Origin of the sequence: Nonomuraea sp. NPDC050643, assembly GCF_040654715.1 — a bacterium.
Taxonomy (GTDB): domain Bacteria; phylum Actinomycetota; class Actinomycetes; order Streptosporangiales; family Streptosporangiaceae; genus Nonomuraea.
In genome coordinates, this window is record NZ_JBFAIM010000011.1 from 248,303 (window position 1) to 269,661 (window position 21,359).

Consider the following 21,359-nt stretch of genomic DNA (forward strand, 5'->3'; position numbering starts at 1 on the left):
ACCAGCCCTACCTGTCGCTCGCCGGCCAGGCGATTCACGATCCGCGGACGTACGTCATTGTAACTGGATTCCTAAGTTCATTAAGCTATTGGACTGTGAGATCTAGTAAGCATGGGACGCCTCAAGACCGGGTCGCCCGCGTCCTGCGGGCCGGCGCGATCTGCTTCGGCAGGAAGGGCTTCTTCGAAACCACCTTCGAAGACGTCGTCCGCGAGTCCGGCCTCAGCCGAGGCAGCCTGTACTGGTACTTCGACTCCAAGGACGCGCTCTACAACGCGGTGCTCGAGCACTGCGCGGCACGCTTCCGGGCGACGTTCGATGCGGGCATGGGCGGCATCGAGGGAGACGGGCCCATCGTGTCCAGGTTCTTGACGGGCGTGGTCGCTGATGTGATCCAGCAGGAAGACGTCTACCGGGTCCTGTATCTGGCTCCACGATCGGAGTCCGCCGCAGAGACACTGACACAGCTGACGCTGTCCTTCATCGACTACGTACGCCTCGTGGTGGAAACGGCCGGCCAACGAGGAGAGATCGACACCCGGCGTCACTCTCGCGAGGCTCTGGCCGACATCCTCCATGCGCTTGCCGAAGGCCTGATCATCCGACGGTTGTTTGATCCCGGCTTCGACACGGCTCGATACGTCACTACTGCGGCCGACTTGCTCGGCGGTGGCGGCGAGCGATCAACGGCCGCAGGTCCGCCGGACGCGGCCCACGCCGAGCAGGAGAACCACGCTGATGACGTCTGAGCAGGTGGATGTCGTCGTCGTGGGCGGCGGCGTCGCGGGATTGGCCGCCGCGTGCGAGTTGCGCGGCCGCCGGGTGGTGGTGCTGGAGGCCGCCGAGCGCATCGGCGGGCGTGTGCGCACGGGCGAGCGCGACGGCGTTCCCTACCACCTCGGGGCTCAATACCTCGCAGGGGCGACCAGCGCCCGGCTTTTCGAGCAGCTCGGTGTGGAGCGGGTCAGCCTGCCGAAGGACAACGGGCTGTTCCTTCGCGGCCGGGTCAGGCGCGGCACCGCTACCTCACTCATGCGCGCGCTGCGCGTGGGTGCGGGCGGCCTGGCCGATATCGCGGCGGTCGACCGCGACTCTGCTCACGTTTCGCACCTTGTCACGAGTTTGGCGAGCCCATCGGTAGCGCCAGATGACCTGCCTGCAGAAGCGGCGCTGCTGGACGAACGCTCCTTTGCGGAGGCGATCGCACAGCGCCGCCCGCAAGTGCGGGCGTTCTACTCCACCTTGATCCGTTCACTAGCGTGTAAGGACCCCGCGGACCTTTCGGCCCTGTACGCCTACGCGATGCTCGGCTCGGAGAAGAAGGAGGGGATCGGGGGCGCCTTTCGGGCGCGCCACGGGATGCGGGATGTGCTGGAAGCCTTCACCCGGGCACTGGACGGGCGCATCCGGCTGCAAGTCCAGGTGACCGGCATCGAAACCCGCAGTTCGGGGATCGAGGTTGTCTACCGGCAAGGCAACGAGAACCACCGCCTAAGGGCACGGGCGTGCGTGGTGGCGGTGCCGGCGCCGGAGGTCTTGCGGATCGTGGCCGCTCTCCCGGCCGCGCGTCGCGAGGCGCTGGCGCGCGTGCGCTACGGCCGGTTCCTCGCCGTCGCCCTTTTCCTGCGCAAGCCCATCTGGGAAGGGGGATGGGCCATCTCCTGCGATTTGCCGGTGGTCTCGACCCTGCTCAATCCTGCCGTGCTGACGGGGTCCGGCGTCGCGCACGTGCTGTCCTCCTACGCCAGCGAAGACGGCTGCCGCGAGGTCTGGGATCTGGGTGACACCCAGGTGGTCGAGAGGTTCACGGCCGACATCGCGCACGTGTTCCCCCAGCTTCCCGAAGCCCTTTGTGGCGCCCACGTCCATCGCTGGGATCCGGGCTATCCGGCCTGGGAACCCGGCCATCTGGCGCTCTTGTCAGAGCTCGCCGCCCCCCTCGGCAACATCGTGTTCTGCGGCGACTACTTGTCCATCCCTTCGGTCGAGGGCGCGATCGTCAGTGGGCTGCGCGCAGCCTCCCAGATCAAAGCCGCTCGATCGACCTGAGCCTGGAACAGGAGCCGACGCCATGTACAGACACTGCGTCATAGGGGCGGGCTTTTCCGGTCTACCCGTGGCGAAGGAGATGCTCGAACTCGGCGACGACGTCGTCATCATCGATCGCAACGACGGTCCCGGCGGACTATGGCACACCGGCGCGTACGACCACGCCTCCATCATCTCAAGCCGTCGTACGACAGAATTGCCCGACCATCCCATGCCCGACACCTATCCGGACTTCCCCTCCAGGCGGCAACTGGCCGACTACCTGGCCTCCTACGCGACCGTATCCGGCCTCGACCCGCACTGCCGCTTCTCGACCACGGTCACCCGAGTCCGGCCGGGCGGCCGCCGTCGCTGGCTCATCGAGTGCGACGAGGGGATCCCGTCGAAGCAGACACCGTCACCATTGCCAACGGTCACCATTCCGTGCCCAAAGAAGTGACTCATCCAGGCACCTGGGCCGGAGAGATTCTGCGTTCCAACGACCATCAGAACACCTCTCAACTCGCTGGTCGTCGTGTGCTGGTGGTAGGCAACGGCAACACCGGCTGTGACATCGCAGTCGCCGCGGCCGCTGTCAATGGCACCGCCGATATCAGCATGCGGGCCGGAGCCTACATCTTTCCCAAGGTGTTCCTCGGAGTTCCCACAGCCGAACTGGGTCGGCGGCTCCCCTTCAAAGGCGCCTGGGTGGATCGTTCGATCGCTCGTATCATCCACCGATGCGCGATGGGGAACGAAGCCCGGTACGGCATGCCGATGCCGCGCTTCCGCATCCTGGACAAACACCCTGTCGTCAACGACGAGTTACCCGCGCTGATACGTCAGGGGCGGATCACACCACGTCCCGACATCGCCCGCCTGAACCGGACGCTCGTCCATTTCCTTGACGGCACGACCGCGCAATACGACCTCATCGTCTACGCCGTCGGGTACCGAATATCGCTTCCGATGCTGCACCCCGACGACGCTCTCCTGAACTGGGCGGACAACGTGCCCATCGTGCACTCCCAGCTCATCGCCCCCACCGTCCGCGGTCTGTTCCTCAGCGGTCTGGGCCAGGCACGCACCGGAGGCGGCTTTCTCTTTCAGGAGGCGGGTTAGCTCGTGGCACGCATGGCCGCCTACGAGGCGCGCAACCCGATCCCCATCACCACCGCCATCGACCGCCACAGATCGATCCGTTTCGCGCACATCGTTCTCGGCTACCGCTCCATCGCCAAGGTCGATACCCGCTCCTATGGGGCGGCCGAGGCCAACCGGTCCGTCAAACACCTCAACAGCATCCTCGATGACATCGGCTGCCCCGACACGCCCGCCGAGCATCGGTTACAACACGTGCCCTGTCCCCCAGAGTCCAAGGAGCCCCTTTCATGAACATTGTCGTCCTCGGCGGCGCCGGGCACATGGGCAGCCATGCCGTCAGGCACCTGGCCACCCTGCCCTTCGTCCAGGACCTGGTGATCGGCGACCGTGACATGGACGGTGCCAGGAAGCTCGCCGAGATCGTTGGCAAGAAGGCCAGAGCGGCTCGCGTCGACGTCACCGACCCTGAGCAGCTCGCCGCCGCGATGGCCGACGCCGACGCCGTGGTGTCGACCGTAGGCCCGTTCTTCCGGCTCGGCAGCACCGTTCTCGATGCCGCCCTGAATCAGGGATGCCACTACGTGGACATCTGCGATGACCCCGCCCCCACTATGGAACTTCTCTCACGCGACGCCACCGCGCGACAAGCCAACGTGTCGGCCATCGTGGGTGCCGGAGCCAGCCCCGGAATCAGCAACCTGCTTGCGCTCAAGGCCATGCAAGGCCTGGACGAGATCGACTCCGTCATCACCGGCTGGGGCACCGGCGGCAAAGAAGAACCGACAGAACATGCCCACAACGGGGCGTCGGCCGCGATCGAGCATTGGGTCGCTCAACTGGTCGGCACCATCCCGATTCACGACCGCGGCCAGCAGGTGCAAGGCAAACCCATGCAACCCATTCAGATACGCCTTCCTGGCTCCGCTCCCCTCACCGCCTACACCGTCGGGCACCCCGAACCTGTGACCTTGCCCCACTACTTCCCCGCGATCCGCCATTCGATCAACGTCTTCGATGTGCCGAACGCGGTCCTGGTCCTGCTCGAAGAGACCGTTCGGGCCATCACCTCAGGTCGCCTCGCGGTGCATGAAGCCTCACGCATGCTCACCGGAGCACTGTACGGAGGCGAGTTGGGGCCGGGCGGCATCTGGAGCGCCGTCCGTGCGGGTGCTGCCGCAGCGCGCGATCGGGTCACCAAAAGGAACTACCTTCCGCAGATCTTCGCCCTGGTGACCGGAAAGCGCGCAGGTCGGCGTGAGACCAGGGCTGCACTCCTCAACGGCTACATCCCCGGAGGCCTCGGCGCCATCACCTGCATCCCCACCACGATCGCGCTGACGATGCTCGCCGAGGGCGAAATAACTCGAACGGGAGCGTTCGCGCCCGAGGCAGGCATCGACCCCGACCGGTTCTTCACACGCCTTGCCCCCTATGTGGTGCGCGACCGGGCATCCGAGGACGAAGGACCCGTTCGCCTTCTCGTCGAATGACAAAGTCCAGGCCGGCCAGGTAGTCGAGAACAGGACCAGAGGCCGGCCCGCGCACACTCGAACCCAAGAAGATCACAACACGGTGATCAACTCCTTCGCTCTGCCGACCTTTCTCCCGCTGGCAGCAGCACGTGGCGGGCGAAGGCCGAGAAGCAGAAGCTCCCAGCAGCACCTTGAGGAGACCAGCCAGAGCACCGGAGGGCCGCGCGGCGAACATACGCGATCCGCGTATACGGATCGCGCCTGTTCGCGCCACACGCTCGGACGCCGCCATCGAGGGACCAGATCGATCGTGCTCAGGCCTGCACGAACAGCATCCTGCTCGGCCTGCCGCCTGGGCGAGGCGAGACCGAAAGGCAGGCGATGACACCGCTGACGCTGACGCATCAGCACCTGCCCGGAGTCACCGTGATCGTCGTGGCCGGCGAGTTGGACACCACCGCACGCACGACTGCACCGATCGACTGCTGATCTTCGGCGAGCGTCGCGTAGTTCTCGGCGGGCTGATCAACGAGTACCAGAGAACTGGCTGATCAACGAGGCGTCGTCACGAATAAGCAGGTCAGCGCCATGGGCCTGGTTTTGACACCCTCCAGGCTCCGGATGGTGGGAACAACGCACAGCTCCTTCGTAATCGGGCTGAGTGGGAAGGCCTCGCCGGGCCGGCGATGGGGTTGGTGGGCCGCCCATACATACGGCGGCCCACCAACCCTCATGCTTTGCCGCTATACGCCAGTTCCGTCGTTGTGGTTCGGGCGGTGGCCGGCGCCAGGAGCAATTGGCCGGAGGCGCTCCCGCCCGCAGGACTGAGCGACAGTGACGTTCTCGAACGAACTCGCCGTAGATGCGTAAAGCCCGACGCCGCCGCTGCGGACAACGGTGTCGCGGCCCTTCAGGATCTGAACGCCGTTCAACGTCACGGTGATGCGGTCGCCGTGAATCGCCGCACCCAGCCGCACGGGACCTGTCAACGGGTTGCTGATGGATGCCGTGGCCACTGTGACGGGACCCGACGCGTGAGCCTCGCGAATGATGCTCGCGTACTGGGTTCCGTTGCTCGTCTTGCCGACGTGGATCCGATACCCGTACGCGTCCGTGGTGTCTCGCAGCGAGATTCCTGCGTTACCGACGGATCCGTCGATCGTGACCGTGGTCTCCACGACATAGTCGCACGCCTCGGAGAAGCGCGTCGGCAGTGTCGAGTCGGCCAGTACGTGCGCCCGGCCACCGGCAGGCGGCGTGAGGTGCAACTTGCCCGAGGCGACGGACACAGACCCTGTCATTCCTCGCCAACCGGCCTGATCGAGCCCTTCCCTGATCACGATGTTGTCGAAGGTCGCGGCCCGCCGATGCGTAAAGGCGGCGGCACCACCCGTCGGCAACTGGCCGTCGTCCGCGGAGATCGACGTATCGCCGACTGTGGCGCTCAGATGCCTCCCGATCGCGGATACGACCAGCTTGTGCGGGACGTTGGCGCCGATCGGAAGTGCGGTCTCCGCGAGAACCGTGGTCGTCGAGTTGTATATCTTCACGAGCCGCAGCGTCGCTCCCGACGTGGAGTTGAGCACTTCGGCCCGGTAGTAGTTGCGGGAATCGTGGTAGCGGAACGCGAGACCGGTACGGGCCGTCGTCTGGCCGCGTACCCCGGGAACGATGTCCGCGGCCATGACCACGTCATCGGGTACGTCCTGCAGCGCCGCGAACGACACCATGTCCGCAGTCGAGGTCTGTGCCAGCCGCGTGTCCGGCTGTGCGCCGGTTAGCGCCCAGGTCCCCTGGACCGGCGTCCAGCCGCCAAAGGATCCGTTGAAGTCATAGACGGTGCGGTCCAGGCTGGCATCGTCGAACTCGTCGTTGAGCACGGGTGCCGGGGCAAAGTGTTCCTCGAGTGACACGGTAATGAGGCCGCCCGCACGGGTGAACGCGATCGGGGTGTCGTTCACCGTCACCGCGTTCGCTTTCGGCGCGTTGATGGAGAGCGTGCCGGTGAACGGGTCCCCAAGCGAGATCCGGGCGGTCGCGCCGCGCAGTTCCACACTGATATCGGACACCGGTGCGGAAGCGCTGATCACGGTGTTGTCCTGGTCGATCAGCGACGACCCTCGGGTCAGCGCGTACCTGGTAAGCCCGCCGCCTGAAGCACGCTCAAGGTACGCGGTCTCGGCGTTGGTCGTGGCGGCCCCGAACGCCCTCGACGAGGGAGTCGCCTCGCGCGAAAGGTAAAAGCGTCCGGTCGCGTCCGGCAGGGCGATCTCCATCGCCGTCGCCACGGAGTGACTCACCCCGGGCATGGCGATGCGCTTCGCCCTCACCGAGGGCGCCGCGCCGGCCTTGCCGGGAACCACGACCGTGTCCAGTCCCGTCGGCCCGGTGGAGGACCAGTCGTACGACAGGTAGTCGACGTTGGTGAGTACCTGCTCGCCGACGCGTACGGCGCCATCCTCGTGGACTCTGGGGGTTACCGCGGCGCCGGCCGTTGCCACCGGGATGAGCTGCACGCCGGCAACGGGTGCGGCTCCGGGCACGGTGCCGAACCCGACCGTGGCGACCTTCGTGGTCGGATTGACGGTCACCGGATCCCCGGGGAAGTGCCAGAGCTGCCGGTAGTTGTGCGCGGCGGTGTCGCCGGTGAGGTCGTCGGAGACCACCCAGAAGCCGGGCTTGACGAAGTAGACCGCGCGATCGTGCGCGACCGGCCGGTAGCCCATCGCCGCACCGCGGTAGATGTCGAGGCCCGCGTTCGAGCGCCACAGCGACGTTGTGCGGGGGACGCCGGCGGTCTGCGGGAGTCCGTCGACCTCGATGGTGTTGTGCGCCTCGGTGGTACGGCGCATCCAGTCGTTCGTCGGAGTCGCGCTGTAGTCCCCCACCCCGGAGTCGACGATCAGCGGACGCCCGTACGCCGCCATCACCAGGCTGAGGTCGTCCGGATGCCGATGCGAGGCGGTGTAACTGGAATTCTGGTTGTTGATCAGCATGTACCGGGCATCGGCGTCCCACCCGGAACGCTGAACCGCGAAGCTGATCGGAAACACCGTGGACGACAGCGTCGGGGCGGTCCCCTCCGTTCGGCCGGAGGCGACCCAGGTGAAATCGGGCCAGGAGTTGCGTACACCACTCCTGCGAATGGCCGACGTACCCGCGTAGTTGTTCGGCGTGTCGCCGATCGCCGCGGGTTCGAGATTCGGCTGACGGGTCGCGAACAGCGAATCCGCGATCCAGTCCGCCCCCTGGACGAGGGAATCAGGAGCGGTTCGCCCGTTGGCATTCGCGACTGCTATGACGGAGTTGAGCATATCCGCCACATATGCCTGATAGTTGAACGCCGGCTCGCGGTACACACCGTCGCCCTTCAAGTACGCGCGCAGGAACCGCTCGACCGAGCGCACCGCGAACCACTCCCAGCCAGGCGATGACGAGAACTCGGGCAGGAACACGGCTGCCGCGTGGACGGAGCGGGCCATCGACACGTACCAGTTGTTTCCGACATGTATCTGCATCACGCCGGCGAGGAAGTCCGTCGTGGCGTGCAGGCCGGACAGGTACGCCACGAGATCGCTCGCGTCGATGCCAGGATCGGTCCGGAACACCGAAAACGCGCTGACCAGCTGGGCGAGCCGCTTGGCCGCCGACAGGTTGCGGCCCTGCGGCCAGCTCTGATTGTCGGCGAAGAAGTCCAGCGAGATGTCCATCCACGCCGCCGCGTACGCCGCACGCTTTGCCGGGTCACTCTCGGACACGTAAGCGAATGCCAGTTTGGGCATGAACGTGAAGTCGCTCATCAAAGTCTGCGCGCTGCCCGGGGTGGTCTTCGTCCCACCCCACAGGTCCTGCCAGTCGATGTCGATCCGCTGCTCGGCGCTGTTGTAGAAGTTGCGGGTCTCGGCGCCGAACCGGAAGATCCCCGCCGCGAGCTCGTCGGGGCCCGAGTCGCCACCGCCCAGGCCCTCGGCCGGAGCCGGGTACTGGACGTCGGCGCGGCCCGCGTAGTAAACCTTGAGCTCGCTCGCGGCGCCCACTTCATCACCGGCGGCCAGCTTGGCCGCCACCGCGCCGAGCCCCGGGCGCGTCAGGTCGATCAGCCCGCCGAGATCCGACATGTCGGCGGCGGCGGCACTGCCCGGCGACAGAACCGCCGCCACCAGAACCAGCACGACCGCCGCACGGGCCCGACCACGCGTGTACCAACGTAACTTGCTCCGTCTCACCACTGTCTCCTCCCTAACCCCGTGAAAGTGTTGGCTGAGTCCAGCGCGTCAACCACCCGCCTGCTCCTCGTACTCGGCCTTGATCTTGTTGCCCACCCGGTTCATGAAGTTCGTGATGGCCGGCTGCCACGCCGAGACGGGCTTGTTCCCCAGCTGGATCTCCAGCAGCACCGAGTCCAGTTCCTGCTGCTCGCTGGCGGCCTTGCTGGCGGCGGTCTCCGAGTACAGCCCGAGGGTCGGGTCCGCGACGGCGAGCGGGACGCCGGCGACCTGGTGGTCGTGCTGGTCCTGTACGGCCTGGCGGTTGCCCGGCTCGTAGATGACGGGTGATGCTTCGGCGAGGTACCGCACCGGCAGGAATATCTGGCTGCGCCCGCCCTCGGTGAGGGTCGGGTCGGAGCCGTTGCGGTTGAACGTCTGGCCCTCGACGCCGTACCGGAGGGCCAGGTACTCGCTGCTGCCGAAGGGTGAGCACAACCAGTCGAGGACCTTGAGGATCTGCTTGATCCGGTTGGCGTTGTCGGTCTTGGCTACAGCGGTGAAGCTGGACAGGGTCGGGCCGGGCGTGCGTAGCTGCGTCCCTGTGCCGTCGCGGGTGGGCGAGAGCATGCCGGTCAGGCGGAAGCCGGGCACGTCTTCCGCCTGACCGTAGAACTTGCCCCACCCGGCGTACCCGCCGATGGTGAACGCGATCGTGCCAGCCAGCATCCACGCGTTGCGCTTCGTGTTGGGCGCGCCCGCGTGGTCGGGATGTATCACCCCCGACTTCACCAGCTCGACGGTGTCCTCGAGGGCCTGCATGAACTGCGGTGTCGTCCCGGAGTGGGTGAAGACGCCACCTTCGGCCTGCCAGGCGCCGGCGCCGCCGGGCCAGTTGCCGGTGATCCCGCTCATCTCAAGGACCGTGTTGAACGGGATCTGTCCGAACGCCCACCGACCAGCCCGCTCGTCGGTCAGCGCGGCCGCCATCTCCTTGAACTCGGCCCACGAATGGGGCTGGAGGCTGAGCCCTGCCCTGGCCAGCAGGTCGGCCCGGGTGTACAGCACGGTGCCGATCCGGGCCCGCGGCACGGGGATGCCCCAGATCCGCTGGTCGTAGACGGTGCTGCGCCAGGCATCGGTGGGCAGGGCGGCGAGGTTCGGGTAGGCGAGGACCGCGTCCCCGGACAGGTACTCGGTGAGGTCGGTGAATGTCGCCTTCAGCATGGCCGGCATCTGCTGGACAACGCCCTGGATGGCCACCATGTCGGGCAGATCGCCACCGGCAATGGTCGTGGCGACCTTGCTCTTGTAGTCAGTCGAGGGGACGTACGTGATCTTCAGTTCGGTGCCGAGTTTGCTGTTGAGGTTCTGCCAGTAGAGGTTCGAGCCGAGCGCGGGGGCGATCGGGTCGTAGGTGTACGTCAGTGCCGTGACGGCTTCGCCCTGCACCGGTTGTGATGCGGCGCTGGAGGCGGTCGGGTAGGTGAAGTATCCCGGCGACACCCCGGCCGGCTTGGCGGCCAGGTCGGGCGTGGCCGCGGTGACGGGCTTGTAGGTGGGCAGCTTGACCGACCCGGTCGAGCTGTTCGGCGAACTCGGGCTGCCGTCGCCGCAGGCCCCGAGCAGCGGTGCCAGCCCCGTCGCCGCGCCGAGTGCCAGGACGTGGCGGCGGCTGAAGGTGGGTGCCATGACGTCTCCTTGCCACATTGCGTGGACGACCGGTCAGCCCTTGACGGCGCCGACCATGAGTCCCTTGGCGAAGTGCTTTTGGATGAAGGGGTAGATGAACAGGATGGGCAGGACGGAGATGACAAGAATCGCCATCTGGACGGAGATTTGTGGTGGCAGGTTCTCCAGGTTCGAGCTGAGCTGGTCGGACCCGATCGGGGTGTTGTTGACGACGTAGGTGCGCAGCACCAGTTGCAGCGGCCACTTTTCCGACGACTGGAGGTACAACATCGCGGAGAAGAAGGCGTTCCAGTACGCCACTGCGTAGAACAGCCCGATCACGGAGACGACCGCCTTCGACAGTGGCAGGACGATCCGCAGCAGGATGCGCATCTCCCCGGCACCGTCCATATAGGCGCTTTCCCGCAGCTCGCGTGGGATTTCCTGGAAGAACGCGCGCATGACGATGACGTTGAACGCGTTCACCAGCACCGGAAGGATCAGTGCCAGGTAACTGTCCAGCAGGCCAAGCTGTTTGACCGTCAGGTACATCGGGATGATGCCCGGGTTGAACAGCAGGGTGAACACCGTCATCAGCAGGATCGGCTTTTGCAGCAACGAACCTGGCCGCGACAGCGCGTACGCCAGAGCGATCGTGCTGACGAGGCTGAGTGCCGTGCCGACCGCGGTGATGCCGGCGCTCACCAGCAGCGCTCGGGTGACGATTCCTCCGGACAGGACGGCCCGGTAGGAGTCCAGCGTCGGTTCGTTCGTCCACAGCACGAAGCCGCCCGCCCTGTTGATCTCCTCCGGGGAGGCGATGCTGGTCATGAGCACCGCCCAGAACGGAACCAAAACCGCCAGGCAGCCCAGGCCGAGCACGAGTCCCCGCGCACCGAACCCCAGCTTGCTGGGCTCGCCCATCCAGACCGGACGCCGGCTGCGGCCCGAGCGTGGCCGCCGCGGCCCTGTGCCCGCGGCGGGGCGCGCCACGGACACCGCCGTCGGCACAGGTCGGCTCGTCACTTGGCGTACACCCCCTGCTCGCCCAGGGCGTGGGCCAACCGGTTGGCGCCGAGCACGAGCGCGACACCGACCATGCCTTTGATCAGCCCAACCGCGGCCGCGGTGCCCCAGTCGCCGCCGACGATCCCGTGGTTGTAGACGTAGGTGTCGAGTACTTCGCTGGCACCGGCGCCGACCTGTGCCTGCTGCAGGATGATCTGCTCGAACCCGACGGACAGCGTGTCACCGAGCCGCAGAATCAGCAGCAGGACGATCACCGGGCGGATGTAGGGCAGGGTCACGTGCCACAGGCGGCGAGCCGCCGAGGCGCCGTCCACCACCGCGGCCTCCATCTGCGCCGGATCCACTCTGGACAGTGCGGCGAGGAAGATGATCGTCGACCAGCCGGTGTCCTTCCAGATCACCTGTGATGTGATCATGAGTTTGAACAACTCGGGTACGCCGACGATGTGGAACGTGGACAGGTCGGCCGAGCGCAGCCAGGCGTTGAGCATCCCGCCGTTGCCGAACATCTGCTGGAACAGGGCGACCACGATGACCCAGGACAGGAAGTGCGGCATGTAGAGGATCGACTGGGTGAGGCGCTTGAGCCGTTCGCTGATGGTCGCGTTCAGGATCAACGCGAGGCAGATCGGCAGCGGGAACACCAAGACCACCTGGATCAGCGTGATGATCAGTGTGTTGACGAGTGCGTTGAGGAACACCGGGTCGCCGGTGAGCACCGGCTCGAAGTTGTCCAGCCCGACGTACGGGCTGTGCCAGATTCCGAGGAACGGCTGGAAGTCCTGGAACGCGATGATGTTCCCGCCGAGCGGCAGATAGTGGAACAGCAGCAGCGCCGTGACCCCGGGAAGCGCCAGCAGCAGCAGGACCCGGTCGCGCCGCCAGCGGTCGCGCAGGTTACGCATCGCCGGTCTCCCCTGGTGCAGGCAGGCCGATGGGCCGGCCCGCGACGCAGGCTTGCACCGCCGCCCGCAGCCGGTCGTCGGCATTGGCCGCGACCCTCCTGCTCCGGGCGACCGCGGGCGCCGGGTCGGTGGCGATGTCGGTGACCGCCGCGACGACCGTCGCCGCGGCACGATGGTCGAGCTCGATCACCAGGTCTGGGGCGCCGAGGTCGGCGAACATCTGAGATTTCGTGGTCTCGGTCGGCTGCCGAAGGTAGACGGTCGGGATCGCATGTCGTGCGGCCAGGATCGGCGAATGACACTCCATGCTGACCACCAGCGACGAGGCGGCGTAGACCCCGGTCGCCTCCTCCAGCGGCCAGTACCGGTCCAGGAGCCGGACCTGACCGAGCGTCTGCGGACTGAGCAGGCTGGGAAGCTGCTCGTGAGCGAGCTCGACGGCATAGCTCATCTCGGGCACCACGACGGCCGGCAGGCCGCTGACGCGTACCCACGTCTCGATTGCCGCCGCCAGCACCGCCAGGTCGTGCGTCACGGTGGCCCGGTTGACCGCGTCGCGCCGCATCTGCTCGCGGGTCGGTTCCGTGCCGTAGATCTTCGCATAGGGGGCGTAGCGCAGCCGCGGAACGAAGCAGGCGAACCGACCGGGCTGCAGGCCGAAACCCTCCAGCAGGCGAGCGGCAGCGACGGCGTCAGTGTGGTCGAACGCGAACGTGCCATCCGGCCCGAAGGCGAGGTCGGGCCCGGTTATCTTCTGGCCGCGCAGGGTGGCCAGGGTCAGCGTTTCGCGGCAGTACACGAAGTCGGCGCTGTCGAAACGCTCCTTGACGTCGTCCTCGAGATAGGACGGTGGGAGCAGATCGACCATCTGTGCCAGCTCCGGCAGCGTCGCCATGGTCGGTGGGCACAGCGGATCCACGGTGACCCCGAAGTACCCATATGGGCGGCCCACGTGCTCGCGCCACCAATCGATCTCGGTGCTCTGGAAGGCGTCGGCGCCCGATCCGTGCATCAGGACGTCCGCGCCGTCGATGGCGGCGGCCAACTCCGGGGCGCTCGGCCCGTCCCCGCCGAGAGTGCCATCGACGACGCGCACGTCGGGAAACGCGTGCCGCAGCATGGATCGTTCGCGCTCCTCCAGCCGCACCGGCCAGAGGATGACCTCGACCTCGGGGGCGAACCGCTGAAACGCCCGCACCACGCCAGGGGAGTGAGCCACGTCGCCGATGTTCACCGTCGCCCAGGAGGACCGCAGGAGGACGGTGCGACGTGTCGATGTCATATGTACTCCTTGTTGACGTAACGTTAATTCAAAATAGAGATGGTGAGACGTTACGTCAAGAACGGAGTAGGCTTGCACCATGGCAACGCAACGTGACGTCGCACGGGCCGCCGGAGTGTCACTCGCCGTGGTTTCGGCGGTGGTCAACGGCACGAGCCACACCCGGATGAAGGAATCCACCCGCACCCGGGTGCTCCGGGCGATGCAGGAATTGGGTTACCAGCCGAACCAGACGGCGCGCTCGCTGCGGCTCAACCAAACCGACATGATCGCGATGATCCTCAACAAGCTCGACAACCCGGTCTACGGACCGCTGCGGCATGGGGTCTACGAGGCGGCGGCGGAGCACGGCGCGACGGTCCTGCTGGGCGATGCCGAGACAATGCGCTCCGGCAGCCAGTTCCTGACCCGGCTGCTCAGCCAGGGCACGGTCGACGGTATCTTGATCCGCGGCGAAGGGCTGCTGGACGACGACGTGATGGCTGAACTCCGCTCCCACCCCAAGCCGATCCTCATCCTGGAACATGCACTGGACCATCCTTGGATCGACGTAGACGATCGCCGCGCGGGCGAGATCGCGACGCGGTTCCTGGTCAACCTCAGCCACCGCCACATCGTCTTCGTCGGGGGTTCGGGATACCTTTCCCAGCAGCGCTACCTGGGCTACCAGCAGGCGATGGACGCCGCCGGCCTGACACCGGCTCCGCACCTGGCCACGGGGTTCGGTGAGCAGGCGGGCGCCGACGGGCTCCGGCAGGCCATGCAGGCGGCAACCGCGCCGACCGCCATCGTCGTCAACAACATCATGAGCGCGGTCGGGGTCCTGGCCGCCGCACGCGACCTCGGCATCGCCATCCCCGACCAACTGTCAGTCGTCGGCATCCACGACGTCGACCTGATGCAACACCTGCGTCCGGCCGTCACCGCAGTCCGGATGCCCATGTACCAACTTGGCAGGGCCGGCGTCGAGGCGCTTTACGACCTGATCGCGGGGCGGCCAAGCGCAGGCGGTGTCATCACCGACCCCGAACCCGAACTGGTGATCCGTGACTCAGCGACCGCTCCGACCCGGATCCGCGATTAGCGTCCGCATGATCGCCCGCGGCTCATATCGATTGTCGTCAGCCCATGTGATGGGGCCCGGGTGGCCATGATCGGTGGCGCTGCAACTGCGGGCATGCGGCTGCAGGGTGAGATATGCGCCTGCCGATAATTACATCCGCCCAGGTCGTGGCCCTGCAAGAGCTTGGTGTGGAATACGCGAGCTCCGCTCTTTCGGGAGACGAGAGCGCGTACGGCGGGATGATCGGCTGTGCTCCTGCGCCTGGCCTATCTGACCGTCACGAACGCATTCGCCGCGCTGCGATTGCTCCCCATGGGCGACCGAGACAAAACGTGGAGATCCTCGCCCTGCGTCACCAGATCACCGTCCTGGAACGCCAACTCGGCGTCGACACCCGAGTGAGATTCGCACCCGAGGACCGAGCCTTCCTGGCCGCGCTCCTGACCTCACTGCCCCGGGAGGTCCTGCATCGGCTGCGGCCGCTCATCCAACCGGATACCGTGCTGCGCTGGAATCGCGATCTGATGCGACGGCGTCATGCCCGTACCTGCCTGTGGGGCTCAAGGGCTCAGGGGCGCCGAATGGCTGGTCCGAATCGCTGGGATCATGTTGCGTGATCTTGTGTACGGTGTACGCCGTCACCCGGCGTTTATTGTCTTTGCCCGCGCTGCTGCTACGGAGGAGCGTCTCCAAGGAGGCGGAACTGCTGGCGCTTCGGCATCAGAACGCGGTCCTACGCCGTCAGGTCCCGCGGGTGCGCCACGAACCATGTGGGTGCCGAATACTGTGTCTCCTCATGCGACCTGGGCGTACTCATGCAGGAGACCGCCGAGCCGATCTCGTCGAGAGACCTCGATGTCGGCGTCAACCGGATCGCGTAGCGCCTGCAGCGGGCTGGCCTGCTGCAGGGCCCGGTGCGGACGATGCCCATTGAAGTGGGTCTCGTACTCGGCGAGGACTTTGCTCAGGTGGCGTTCGTTCGTGATGAGGATCCGGTCGAATAACTCGCGGCGAAAGAAGTCACAGGCAAGAATCCCGGACGCCTGAGCCTTGAGGAACTGAGCCCAGGTCGGACCACCGCGCCGGGGAACTGGATTGAAGCCGTGAAGGGTGTCAATACTCCGTTCACGGTCGTGAGCTGCGGGTTTGTCTCGGCTTCCTGGCCTAAGCAGTGGCCTGGGTCAGGCATGCTCGAGGCTCGTGACGCTCCGTCTCTTCTATATGATCTTCTGCCGCATCGTGGGTTGGCTGACGCTGCTGCCCCGTAGCGACGCGTCCAAGAACCTGGAGATCCTCGTCCTGCGGCACGAGGTCACCGTGCTGCGCCGTCAGGTTCGCCGTCCAAGGCTGTCATGGGCGGATCGAGCAGTGCTGTCCGCGCTGGCCAGAGGGCTGCCGGCGGTGCTGCGCGCCCACCGACTAGTGACACCAGGAACGCTGCTGCGCTGGCACCGGCGTCTGATCGCACGCCACTGGACCTACCTGCACCGGAGAATCGGACGGCCCGCAACCGATCCGGCGGTCGTGGCGTTGATCCAGAGGCTGGCGCGGGAGAATCCTCGCTGGGGTTACGAGCGTATCCGTGGCGAACTGCGGCATCTGGGCCATCAGGTGAGCGGTGCGACCATCCGTCGGGTCCTGAAACGGGAGCGCTTGGGTCCGGCGCCGCGACGGGCCGATGACCGCTGGCGTGATTTCCTCCGCGCCCACGCCGCGAGCACGCCGGCGTGTGATTTCTTCACGGTGGACACCGTCACGCTGCGCCGGTTGTACGTCTTCTTCGTGGTGGAGGTCGGCACCCGGTTCGTGCACGTGCTCGACGTGACCGCGCACCCTGATGGCGCTTGGGTTGCCCAGCAAGCCCGTAATCTTCTCGCCGATCTGACGGACCGGGCCAGGACGTTCCGGTTCCTGATTCGGGATCGGGACACGAAGTTCACCAGCAGCTTCGATGAGGTGTTCACAAGCGACGGCATCCACGTGCTGAAGATCCCGCCGCGGGCGCCTCGCGCGAACGCGTTCGCCGAGCGATGGGTCCGCACCGCACGCACGGAATGCACCGACAGGCTGCTGATCTTCGGCGAACGGCACCTTCGCACCGTGCTGGACGAATATAGCGATCATTACAATCGGCACAGGCCGCACCGCTCCCTCGGCCTTCGAGCTCCCACGGACGACTCCGACGTGATCCCGCTGCCGACCGGCCGGATCGAACGCCGCCAAGTCCTCGGCGGGCTGATCAACGAATACCAGCGGGCTGGCTGACCAACGAGGCGCTGTCAAGAATGCGCAGGTCAGCACCTTGGGCCTAGTTTTGACACCCTTCAGGCTTCAAGGTGCACATCAGCGAGACCTGCCACGACCTTCCCGCGCCAGAGGAGACCGCGCCCGGTACGCAGCCGGGCAACAACGCGCCCGCCACCCCGCCCAACGTGATCACGAATGTGGCCACCACGGACGCCACCGTCCCCGACGTCAAACAGGTCGAGCCGATCCACGCCGCGCTGGGCCGCCGCGCTCTGGTACCCGCCGAGCACTACGTCGATTCCGGCTACGCCGCGGCGGATCTCATCGTCGCCGCCCGCCGCCGCTACGGACTGGCACTGGTCACCCCCGTCCTGGGCGACCACTCCCCGCAAGCCCGTGCCAAGACGGGCTTCGACCGCAGCGCGTTCACCGTCGACTGGGACAACCAGCAGGTCACCTGCCCGCAAGGACAGACCAGCAGCTCATGGAGCCCCTGCATCCAGCGCGGGCAGGAGGCGATCGTGGTCACGTTCGGCGGCGAGGTCTGCCATGCCTGCCCCGCACGCTCGGCATGCACCTCGGCGAAGAAGGGCGGGGGTCAGCTCACCTTGCGCACCCGCGCGCTGCAGGAGGTCCTGGACCAGGGCCGCCGCGAGCAACACAGCACCGATTGGCAGGCCAGGTACGCCATCCGCGCCGGAGTCGAGGGCACCATCCACCAGGGGTCGCGGTCACCGGCATCCGCCAGGCCCGCTACCGCGGCATCAAGAAGGTCCACCTCGAACACGTCTACTCCGCCGTCGCGCTCAACCTCATCCGCCTGGACGCCTGGTGGAACGGCCACGTGCTCGATCGGACCCGCACCAGCCATCTCGCCCGCCTCGAACTCGCGCTGACCGCCTGATCAGAATTCGGCAACAGGGTCGTTGGCCCAGCCGTGCATGATCAGGTTGAGTCTTTTCAGCACGTATCCCAGGGGTAGTTGCGACGTCCTGCGGGTCAGAGCACGGATTTTGGCCTTCGGCGACCGGATCGGGCGATCAGCGATGAAGGTGTAGACGTACCACTTGTCAGTGCCTCGTTTGCGGCGCCACTGGATGTGGAACCCGACGAAGTCGAACCCGTCCGCCATGTGCACCACCTGGGTTTTGGCCTCCGAGAGGCGTAATCCCATCGGGGCGAGCACGGCGGCGATGTCTTCGCGCAACGCCAGGACGTCGTCGTGGTCACCATTGACCAAGACAACGAAGTCATCGGCTTATGCCGAGGCCCGGGTTATGCCGACCTGGCCCGAAGGACGCCTGGTCAGGGCGGTGGGCGGGGTCTCGTTGTCGGCATAATCCTGCACGTTCGCTGGTGATCTGCCTGTCTGGTTCGTGTCAGTGGTTTCTCCGGATGGGAGATGATCATGGAGACGGACGTGGATGCCAGCTGCGCGCCGACAGGTGGGGACAGCGCGGGGCTGCTGGCGGAGTTCTGCACGTGGCTGGATCGGGAGCGGGGCCTGGCGCCGGTGTCGGTGCGCTGCTATTCCAAGCAGGCGAAGGCCTTCCTGGCCGCGATAGGCGGGCCGGAAGCGGTGAGCGGCCTGGACGCGGCCAAGGTCACCGCGTTCATGGTGGACCACTCCCGGGACCGCAACACCTGGTCGGCGAAGGCGATGGTGACGTCGCTGCGGACGTTCCTGCGGTTCGCGCACGCGACGGGGCGGACCGCCGTTCCGCTTGATGGGGCGGTTCCGGCGGTCGCGTCATGGCGACTGTCCGCGCTGCCGCGCGGGGTGCCGGCGGCCGAGATCGAGCTGCTGCTGGCGGGCTGCGACCGGGACACGGCGGCCGGCCTGCGCGATTACGCAGTTCTATCGCTGCTGGCCCGGCTCGGGCTGCGCGGCGCCGAGGCCGCTGGCCTGCAGCTCCGCGACATCGACTGGCGGGCTGGCGAGATCGCGGTCACGGGTAAGGGCAGCCGCATCGAGCGGCTTCCCCTGCCGGCCCCGGCCGGGGAGGCGCTGGCCGCCTGGCTCTGCGGCGGCCGTCCCGCCTGCGAGTCGCGGGCGGTGTTCGTGACGGTGCGGCGGCCTTACCGGCAGCTGACGCCGGAGGCGGTCCGCGCGGTCATGGGCCGGGCCTGCGACCGGGCCGGGCTCGAGCGCCGCGGTGCGCACCGGCTCCGTCACGCGCTGGCGACCGAGATGCTGCGCGCCGGCGCGTCGCTGCCCGAGGTCGGGCAGGTGCTGCGGCACCGCAGCCATCTGTCCACGTCGCTCTATGCCAAGGTCGACCAGGACGCCTTGCGCCCGCTGGCGCGTCCGTGGCCCGGGGTCGGCCGGTGAGCGCGCTGCGGGCCAGGGCCGAGGAGTACCTGGCGATGCGCCGCGCGCTCGGCTTCAGGCTGACGACCCAGGGCCGGCACCTGATGAGCTTCGTCCACTTCTGCGAGGAGCACTCCGCCGATCACGTGACAGCGGACCTGGCGATCGAGTGGGCGACCCGGACCACGCGGGGCAGCGGCGACGAGGTCTACCAGGCCCGGCGGCTCGACGTCGTGCGGATCTTCGCCCGGCACCTGCAGGCGCTGGACCCGGCCACCGAGGTCCCGCCCGAGGACGTGCTGTCACGCCGTTACCGGCGGATCCCGCCTTATCTCTACTCCCCGCAGGAGGTCGCCGCGCTCATGGGCGCAGCCGGCGGGCTCGCGGCGGCGCTGCGGGCGGCAACCTGGCGGACGCTGATCGGGCTGCTGGCCGTGACCGGCATGCGCCAAGGTGAGGCGTGCCGTCTCGAACGGGACGAGGTGAACCTGGAGTCCGGGATGCTCGCGATCGCCGACTCCAAGTTCGGCAAGTCCCGGCTGGTGTTCCTCCACCCGACCGCGGTCGCCGCGCTGCGCGCCTATGAGCGGGCCCGCGACCGGCTGTTCCCGGAACCGAAAGGTGACACCTTCCTGGTCAACAGCCGCGGCGGGCCGCTAGACGGGCACAACATCCAGCACACATTCGCCGTGCTGATCGCGGCGGCGGGTATCCAGGCGCCGCCCGGCCTGCGTGCTCCCCGGCTGCATGACTTGAGGCATACGTTCACCGTCGCGACGATGCTGGACTGGTATCGCGATGGCGGGAACGTGCAGGCCCGGCTCCCGCTGTTGTCCACCTGGCTTGGCCATGTCGACCCCAAATCGACCTACTGGTATCTCCAGGCCGTCCCCGAGCTCCTCGCGCTGACAGCAGGAAGACTCGAGCAGGCGGACGGGCAGGTGGTCCGATGACCGACCTTGCCCCCATCCTGCAGGGGTTCTTCATCGACCGGCTGGCCCGGCAGAAGAAGGCCAGCCCGAACACGGTCGCGGCCTACCGCGACACGTGCCGGCTCCTGCTGTCCTTCGCGCAGGCCAAGACCGGGAAGGCGCCCAGCAGGCTCAGTCTCGCGGACCTGGACGCCACGATGATCGGCGCGTTCCTGCAGCACTTGGAGGATGACCGAGGCAACGGCAGTGCCACCCGGAACGCCCGGCTGGCCGCGATCCACTCGCTGTTCAGCTATGCGGCCCCGCGGGCACCCGAGCACGCCGCCGTGATCAGCCAGGTCCTGGCCATCCCGCCCCGCCGGCGCGAGCGCGCCATCGTCAGCTACCTCATCCCCGGGGAAACCGACGCCCTGCTCGCTGCCCCCGACCGCACGACCTGGCACGGCCGCCGCGACCACGCCCTGCTCCTGCTCGCCGTCCAGACCGGCCTACGGGTATCGGAGCTCACCGCACTCACCTGCCAGGACGCGCATCTGGGCGTCGGCCCGCACGTCCGCTGCCACGGCAAGGGACGCAAAGACAGGGCGACCCCGCTGACCAGCCAGGTTGTCAGGGTGCTGAAAACCTGGCTCGCCGAACTCGGCCCCAGCCCCCGCCCAGGACCCGGCATGCCGCTCTTCCCGACCCGGGCAGGCGGACAGCTCTCCCGTGACGCCGTCGAGCGGCTCGTCACCAAGCACGCAACCGCAGCCGCGAACAGGTGCCCGTCGATCAAGGAGAAGAACGTCACCCCGCACACGCTCAGGCACACCGCCGCCATGTCACTCCTGCGGGCCGGAGTCGATACCTCGGTCATCGCCCTCTGGCTCGGCCACGAGGACGCCCAAACCACCCAGGTCTATCTCCACGCCGACATGAGCATCAAGGAACAGGCCCTCGCCCGCGTCCAGCAACCGGGCACCAGCCCCGGACGCTACCGCCCGCCCGACACCCTGCTCGCGTTCCTCGACACCCTCTAGATGATTGAGTCCAAGGCGTAGCTGCGGAGATAGGGCGAGGATGTCCATCCTCGGGTTGTGACGACCGAACTGGACACCCTCGCAACCGCAC

At 67.1% G+C, this 21,359-nt stretch carries 18 protein-coding genes; 12 read left to right on the forward strand and 6 right to left on the reverse strand.

The features are described from left to right. The first annotated feature begins 95 nt into the window (after positions 1 to 95). The 6 genes from AB0I15_RS17235 to AB0I15_RS17260 are packed head-to-tail and all read left to right on the forward strand — an operon-like array spanning position 96 to position 4,622. Positions 96 to 749: a TetR/AcrR family transcriptional regulator gene (locus tag AB0I15_RS17235; RefSeq protein WP_358095749.1), complete on the forward strand. Its 654-nt coding sequence runs from the start codon at positions 96 to 98 to the stop codon at positions 747 to 749. Further along, positions 739 to 2,049 (forward strand): NAD(P)/FAD-dependent oxidoreductase, encoded by a 1,311-nt coding sequence (locus AB0I15_RS17240; RefSeq protein WP_358095751.1) that lies wholly within the window; start codon positions 739 to 741, stop codon positions 2,047 to 2,049. The genes AB0I15_RS17235 and AB0I15_RS17240 overlap by 11 nt, the downstream gene beginning before the upstream one ends. A 22-nt stretch (positions 2,050 to 2,071) precedes the next feature. Then, positions 2,072 to 2,488 carry an NAD(P)-binding protein gene (locus AB0I15_RS17245; RefSeq protein WP_358095753.1) on the forward strand — a complete coding sequence of 139 codons (417 nt, stop codon included), beginning with the start codon at positions 2,072 to 2,074 and terminating at the stop codon, positions 2,486 to 2,488. Then, complete coding sequence (locus AB0I15_RS17250) at positions 2,473 to 3,150, forward strand: hypothetical protein (protein ID WP_358095755.1); 678 nt, start codon at positions 2,473 to 2,475, stop codon at positions 3,148 to 3,150. Before AB0I15_RS17245 ends, AB0I15_RS17250 begins: the two co-directional genes overlap by 16 nt. A 12-nt stretch (positions 3,151 to 3,162) precedes the next feature. After that, a complete protein-coding gene (locus tag AB0I15_RS17255) occupies positions 3,163 to 3,423 on the forward strand; it encodes a hypothetical protein (RefSeq protein ID WP_358095757.1) in 261 nt (86 codons plus the stop codon). Then, complete coding sequence (locus tag AB0I15_RS17260) at positions 3,420 to 4,622, forward strand: saccharopine dehydrogenase NADP-binding domain-containing protein (RefSeq protein WP_358095759.1); 1,203 nt, start codon at positions 3,420 to 3,422, stop codon at positions 4,620 to 4,622. Before AB0I15_RS17255 ends, AB0I15_RS17260 begins: the two co-directional genes overlap by 4 nt. 725 nt (positions 4,623 to 5,347) lie before the next feature. On the opposite strand, the gene AB0I15_RS17265 is transcribed toward AB0I15_RS17260, so the two are convergent. The 5 genes from AB0I15_RS17265 to AB0I15_RS17285 form a co-directional block, all read right to left on the reverse strand. Then, the gene (locus AB0I15_RS17265) at positions 5,348 to 8,776 is read right to left on the reverse strand and encodes an alginate lyase family protein (RefSeq protein ID WP_358095761.1); all 3,429 of its coding nucleotides are present in this window, start codon (positions 8,774 to 8,776) and stop codon (positions 5,348 to 5,350) included. A 102-nt stretch (positions 8,777 to 8,878) separates the two neighbouring features. Beyond that, positions 8,879 to 10,501: an extracellular solute-binding protein gene (locus AB0I15_RS17270; protein WP_358095763.1), complete on the reverse strand. Its 1,623-nt coding sequence runs from the start codon at positions 10,499 to 10,501 to the stop codon at positions 8,879 to 8,881. A gap of 33 nt (positions 10,502 to 10,534) precedes the next feature. After that, complete coding sequence (locus tag AB0I15_RS17275; protein WP_358095765.1) at positions 10,535 to 11,491, reverse strand: carbohydrate ABC transporter permease; 957 nt, start codon at positions 11,489 to 11,491, stop codon at positions 10,535 to 10,537. 11 nt (positions 11,492 to 11,502) lie between these two features. Continuing rightward, a complete protein-coding gene (locus AB0I15_RS17280) occupies positions 11,503 to 12,414 on the reverse strand; it encodes an ABC transporter permease subunit (protein WP_358095767.1) in 912 nt (303 codons plus the stop codon). Then, positions 12,407 to 13,696 (reverse strand): polysaccharide pyruvyl transferase family protein, encoded by a 1,290-nt coding sequence (locus tag AB0I15_RS17285; protein WP_358095769.1) that lies wholly within the window; start codon positions 13,694 to 13,696, stop codon positions 12,407 to 12,409. Before AB0I15_RS17285 ends, AB0I15_RS17280 begins: the two co-directional genes overlap by 8 nt. 79 nt (positions 13,697 to 13,775) lie before the next feature. Here AB0I15_RS17285 and AB0I15_RS17290 point away from each other — a divergent pair, with 79 nt between their 5' ends. The 3 genes from AB0I15_RS17290 (at position 13,776) to AB0I15_RS17300 (ending at position 17,902) form a co-directional block, all read left to right on the forward strand. After that, positions 13,776 to 14,780, forward strand: a complete 1,005-nt coding sequence (locus AB0I15_RS17290) for a LacI family DNA-binding transcriptional regulator (RefSeq protein ID WP_358095771.1) — start codon at positions 13,776 to 13,778, stop codon at positions 14,778 to 14,780. A gap of 1,179 nt (positions 14,781 to 15,959) precedes the next feature. Next, complete coding sequence (locus AB0I15_RS17295; protein ID WP_358095773.1) at positions 15,960 to 17,024, forward strand: integrase core domain-containing protein; 1,065 nt, start codon at positions 15,960 to 15,962, stop codon at positions 17,022 to 17,024. Positions 17,025 to 17,095: 71 nt separating this feature from the next. Then, positions 17,096 to 17,902, forward strand: a complete 807-nt coding sequence (locus tag AB0I15_RS17300) for a transposase (RefSeq protein WP_358095775.1) — start codon at positions 17,096 to 17,098, stop codon at positions 17,900 to 17,902. An 8-nt stretch (positions 17,903 to 17,910) separates the two neighbouring features. On the opposite strand, the gene AB0I15_RS17305 is transcribed toward AB0I15_RS17300, so the two are convergent. Then, positions 17,911 to 18,246: a group II intron maturase-specific domain-containing protein gene (locus AB0I15_RS17305; protein ID WP_358095777.1), complete on the reverse strand. Its 336-nt coding sequence runs from the start codon at positions 18,244 to 18,246 to the stop codon at positions 17,911 to 17,913. Between the two features lie 180 nt (positions 18,247 to 18,426). Here AB0I15_RS17305 and AB0I15_RS17310 point away from each other — a divergent pair, with 180 nt between their 5' ends. From AB0I15_RS17310 to AB0I15_RS17320, 3 genes are read left to right on the forward strand one after another with little or no spacing between them, the layout of a single operon-like run. Then, positions 18,427 to 19,338 carry a site-specific integrase gene (locus AB0I15_RS17310; RefSeq protein ID WP_358095779.1) on the forward strand — a complete coding sequence of 304 codons (912 nt, stop codon included), beginning with the start codon at positions 18,427 to 18,429 and terminating at the stop codon, positions 19,336 to 19,338. Further along, positions 19,335 to 20,270 (forward strand): tyrosine-type recombinase/integrase, encoded by a 936-nt coding sequence (locus AB0I15_RS17315; protein ID WP_358095781.1) that lies wholly within the window; start codon positions 19,335 to 19,337, stop codon positions 20,268 to 20,270. The genes AB0I15_RS17310 and AB0I15_RS17315 overlap by 4 nt, the downstream gene beginning before the upstream one ends. Next, entirely contained in the window at positions 20,267 to 21,268 is a 1,002-nt protein-coding gene (locus AB0I15_RS17320; RefSeq protein ID WP_358095783.1) for a tyrosine-type recombinase/integrase, read from the forward strand. Before AB0I15_RS17315 ends, AB0I15_RS17320 begins: the two co-directional genes overlap by 4 nt. Positions 21,269 to 21,359 lie beyond the last annotated feature (91 nt).

Coding starts and splice junctions, on each gene's coding strand:
- AB0I15_RS17240 (WP_358095751.1), top strand. CDS start 739: ATGACGTCTGAGCAGGTGGATGTCGTCGTCGTGGGCGGCGGCGTCGCG.
- AB0I15_RS17245 (WP_358095753.1), top strand. CDS start 2,072: ATGTACAGACACTGCGTCATAGGGGCGGGCTTTTCCGGTCTACCCGTG.
- AB0I15_RS17255 (WP_358095757.1), top strand. CDS start 3,163: ATGGCCGCCTACGAGGCGCGCAACCCGATCCCCATCACCACCGCCATC.
- AB0I15_RS17260 (WP_358095759.1), top strand. CDS start 3,420: ATGAACATTGTCGTCCTCGGCGGCGCCGGGCACATGGGCAGCCATGCC.
- AB0I15_RS17270 (WP_358095763.1), bottom strand. CDS start 10,501: ATGGCACCCACCTTCAGCCGCCGCCACGTCCTGGCACTCGGCGCGGCG.
- AB0I15_RS17280 (WP_358095767.1), bottom strand. CDS start 12,414: ATGCGTAACCTGCGCGACCGCTGGCGGCGCGACCGGGTCCTGCTGCTG.
- AB0I15_RS17285 (WP_358095769.1), bottom strand. CDS start 13,696: ATGACATCGACACGTCGCACCGTCCTCCTGCGGTCCTCCTGGGCGACG.
- AB0I15_RS17290 (WP_358095771.1), top strand. CDS start 13,776: ATGGCAACGCAACGTGACGTCGCACGGGCCGCCGGAGTGTCACTCGCC.
- AB0I15_RS17320 (WP_358095783.1), top strand. CDS start 20,267: ATGACCGACCTTGCCCCCATCCTGCAGGGGTTCTTCATCGACCGGCTG.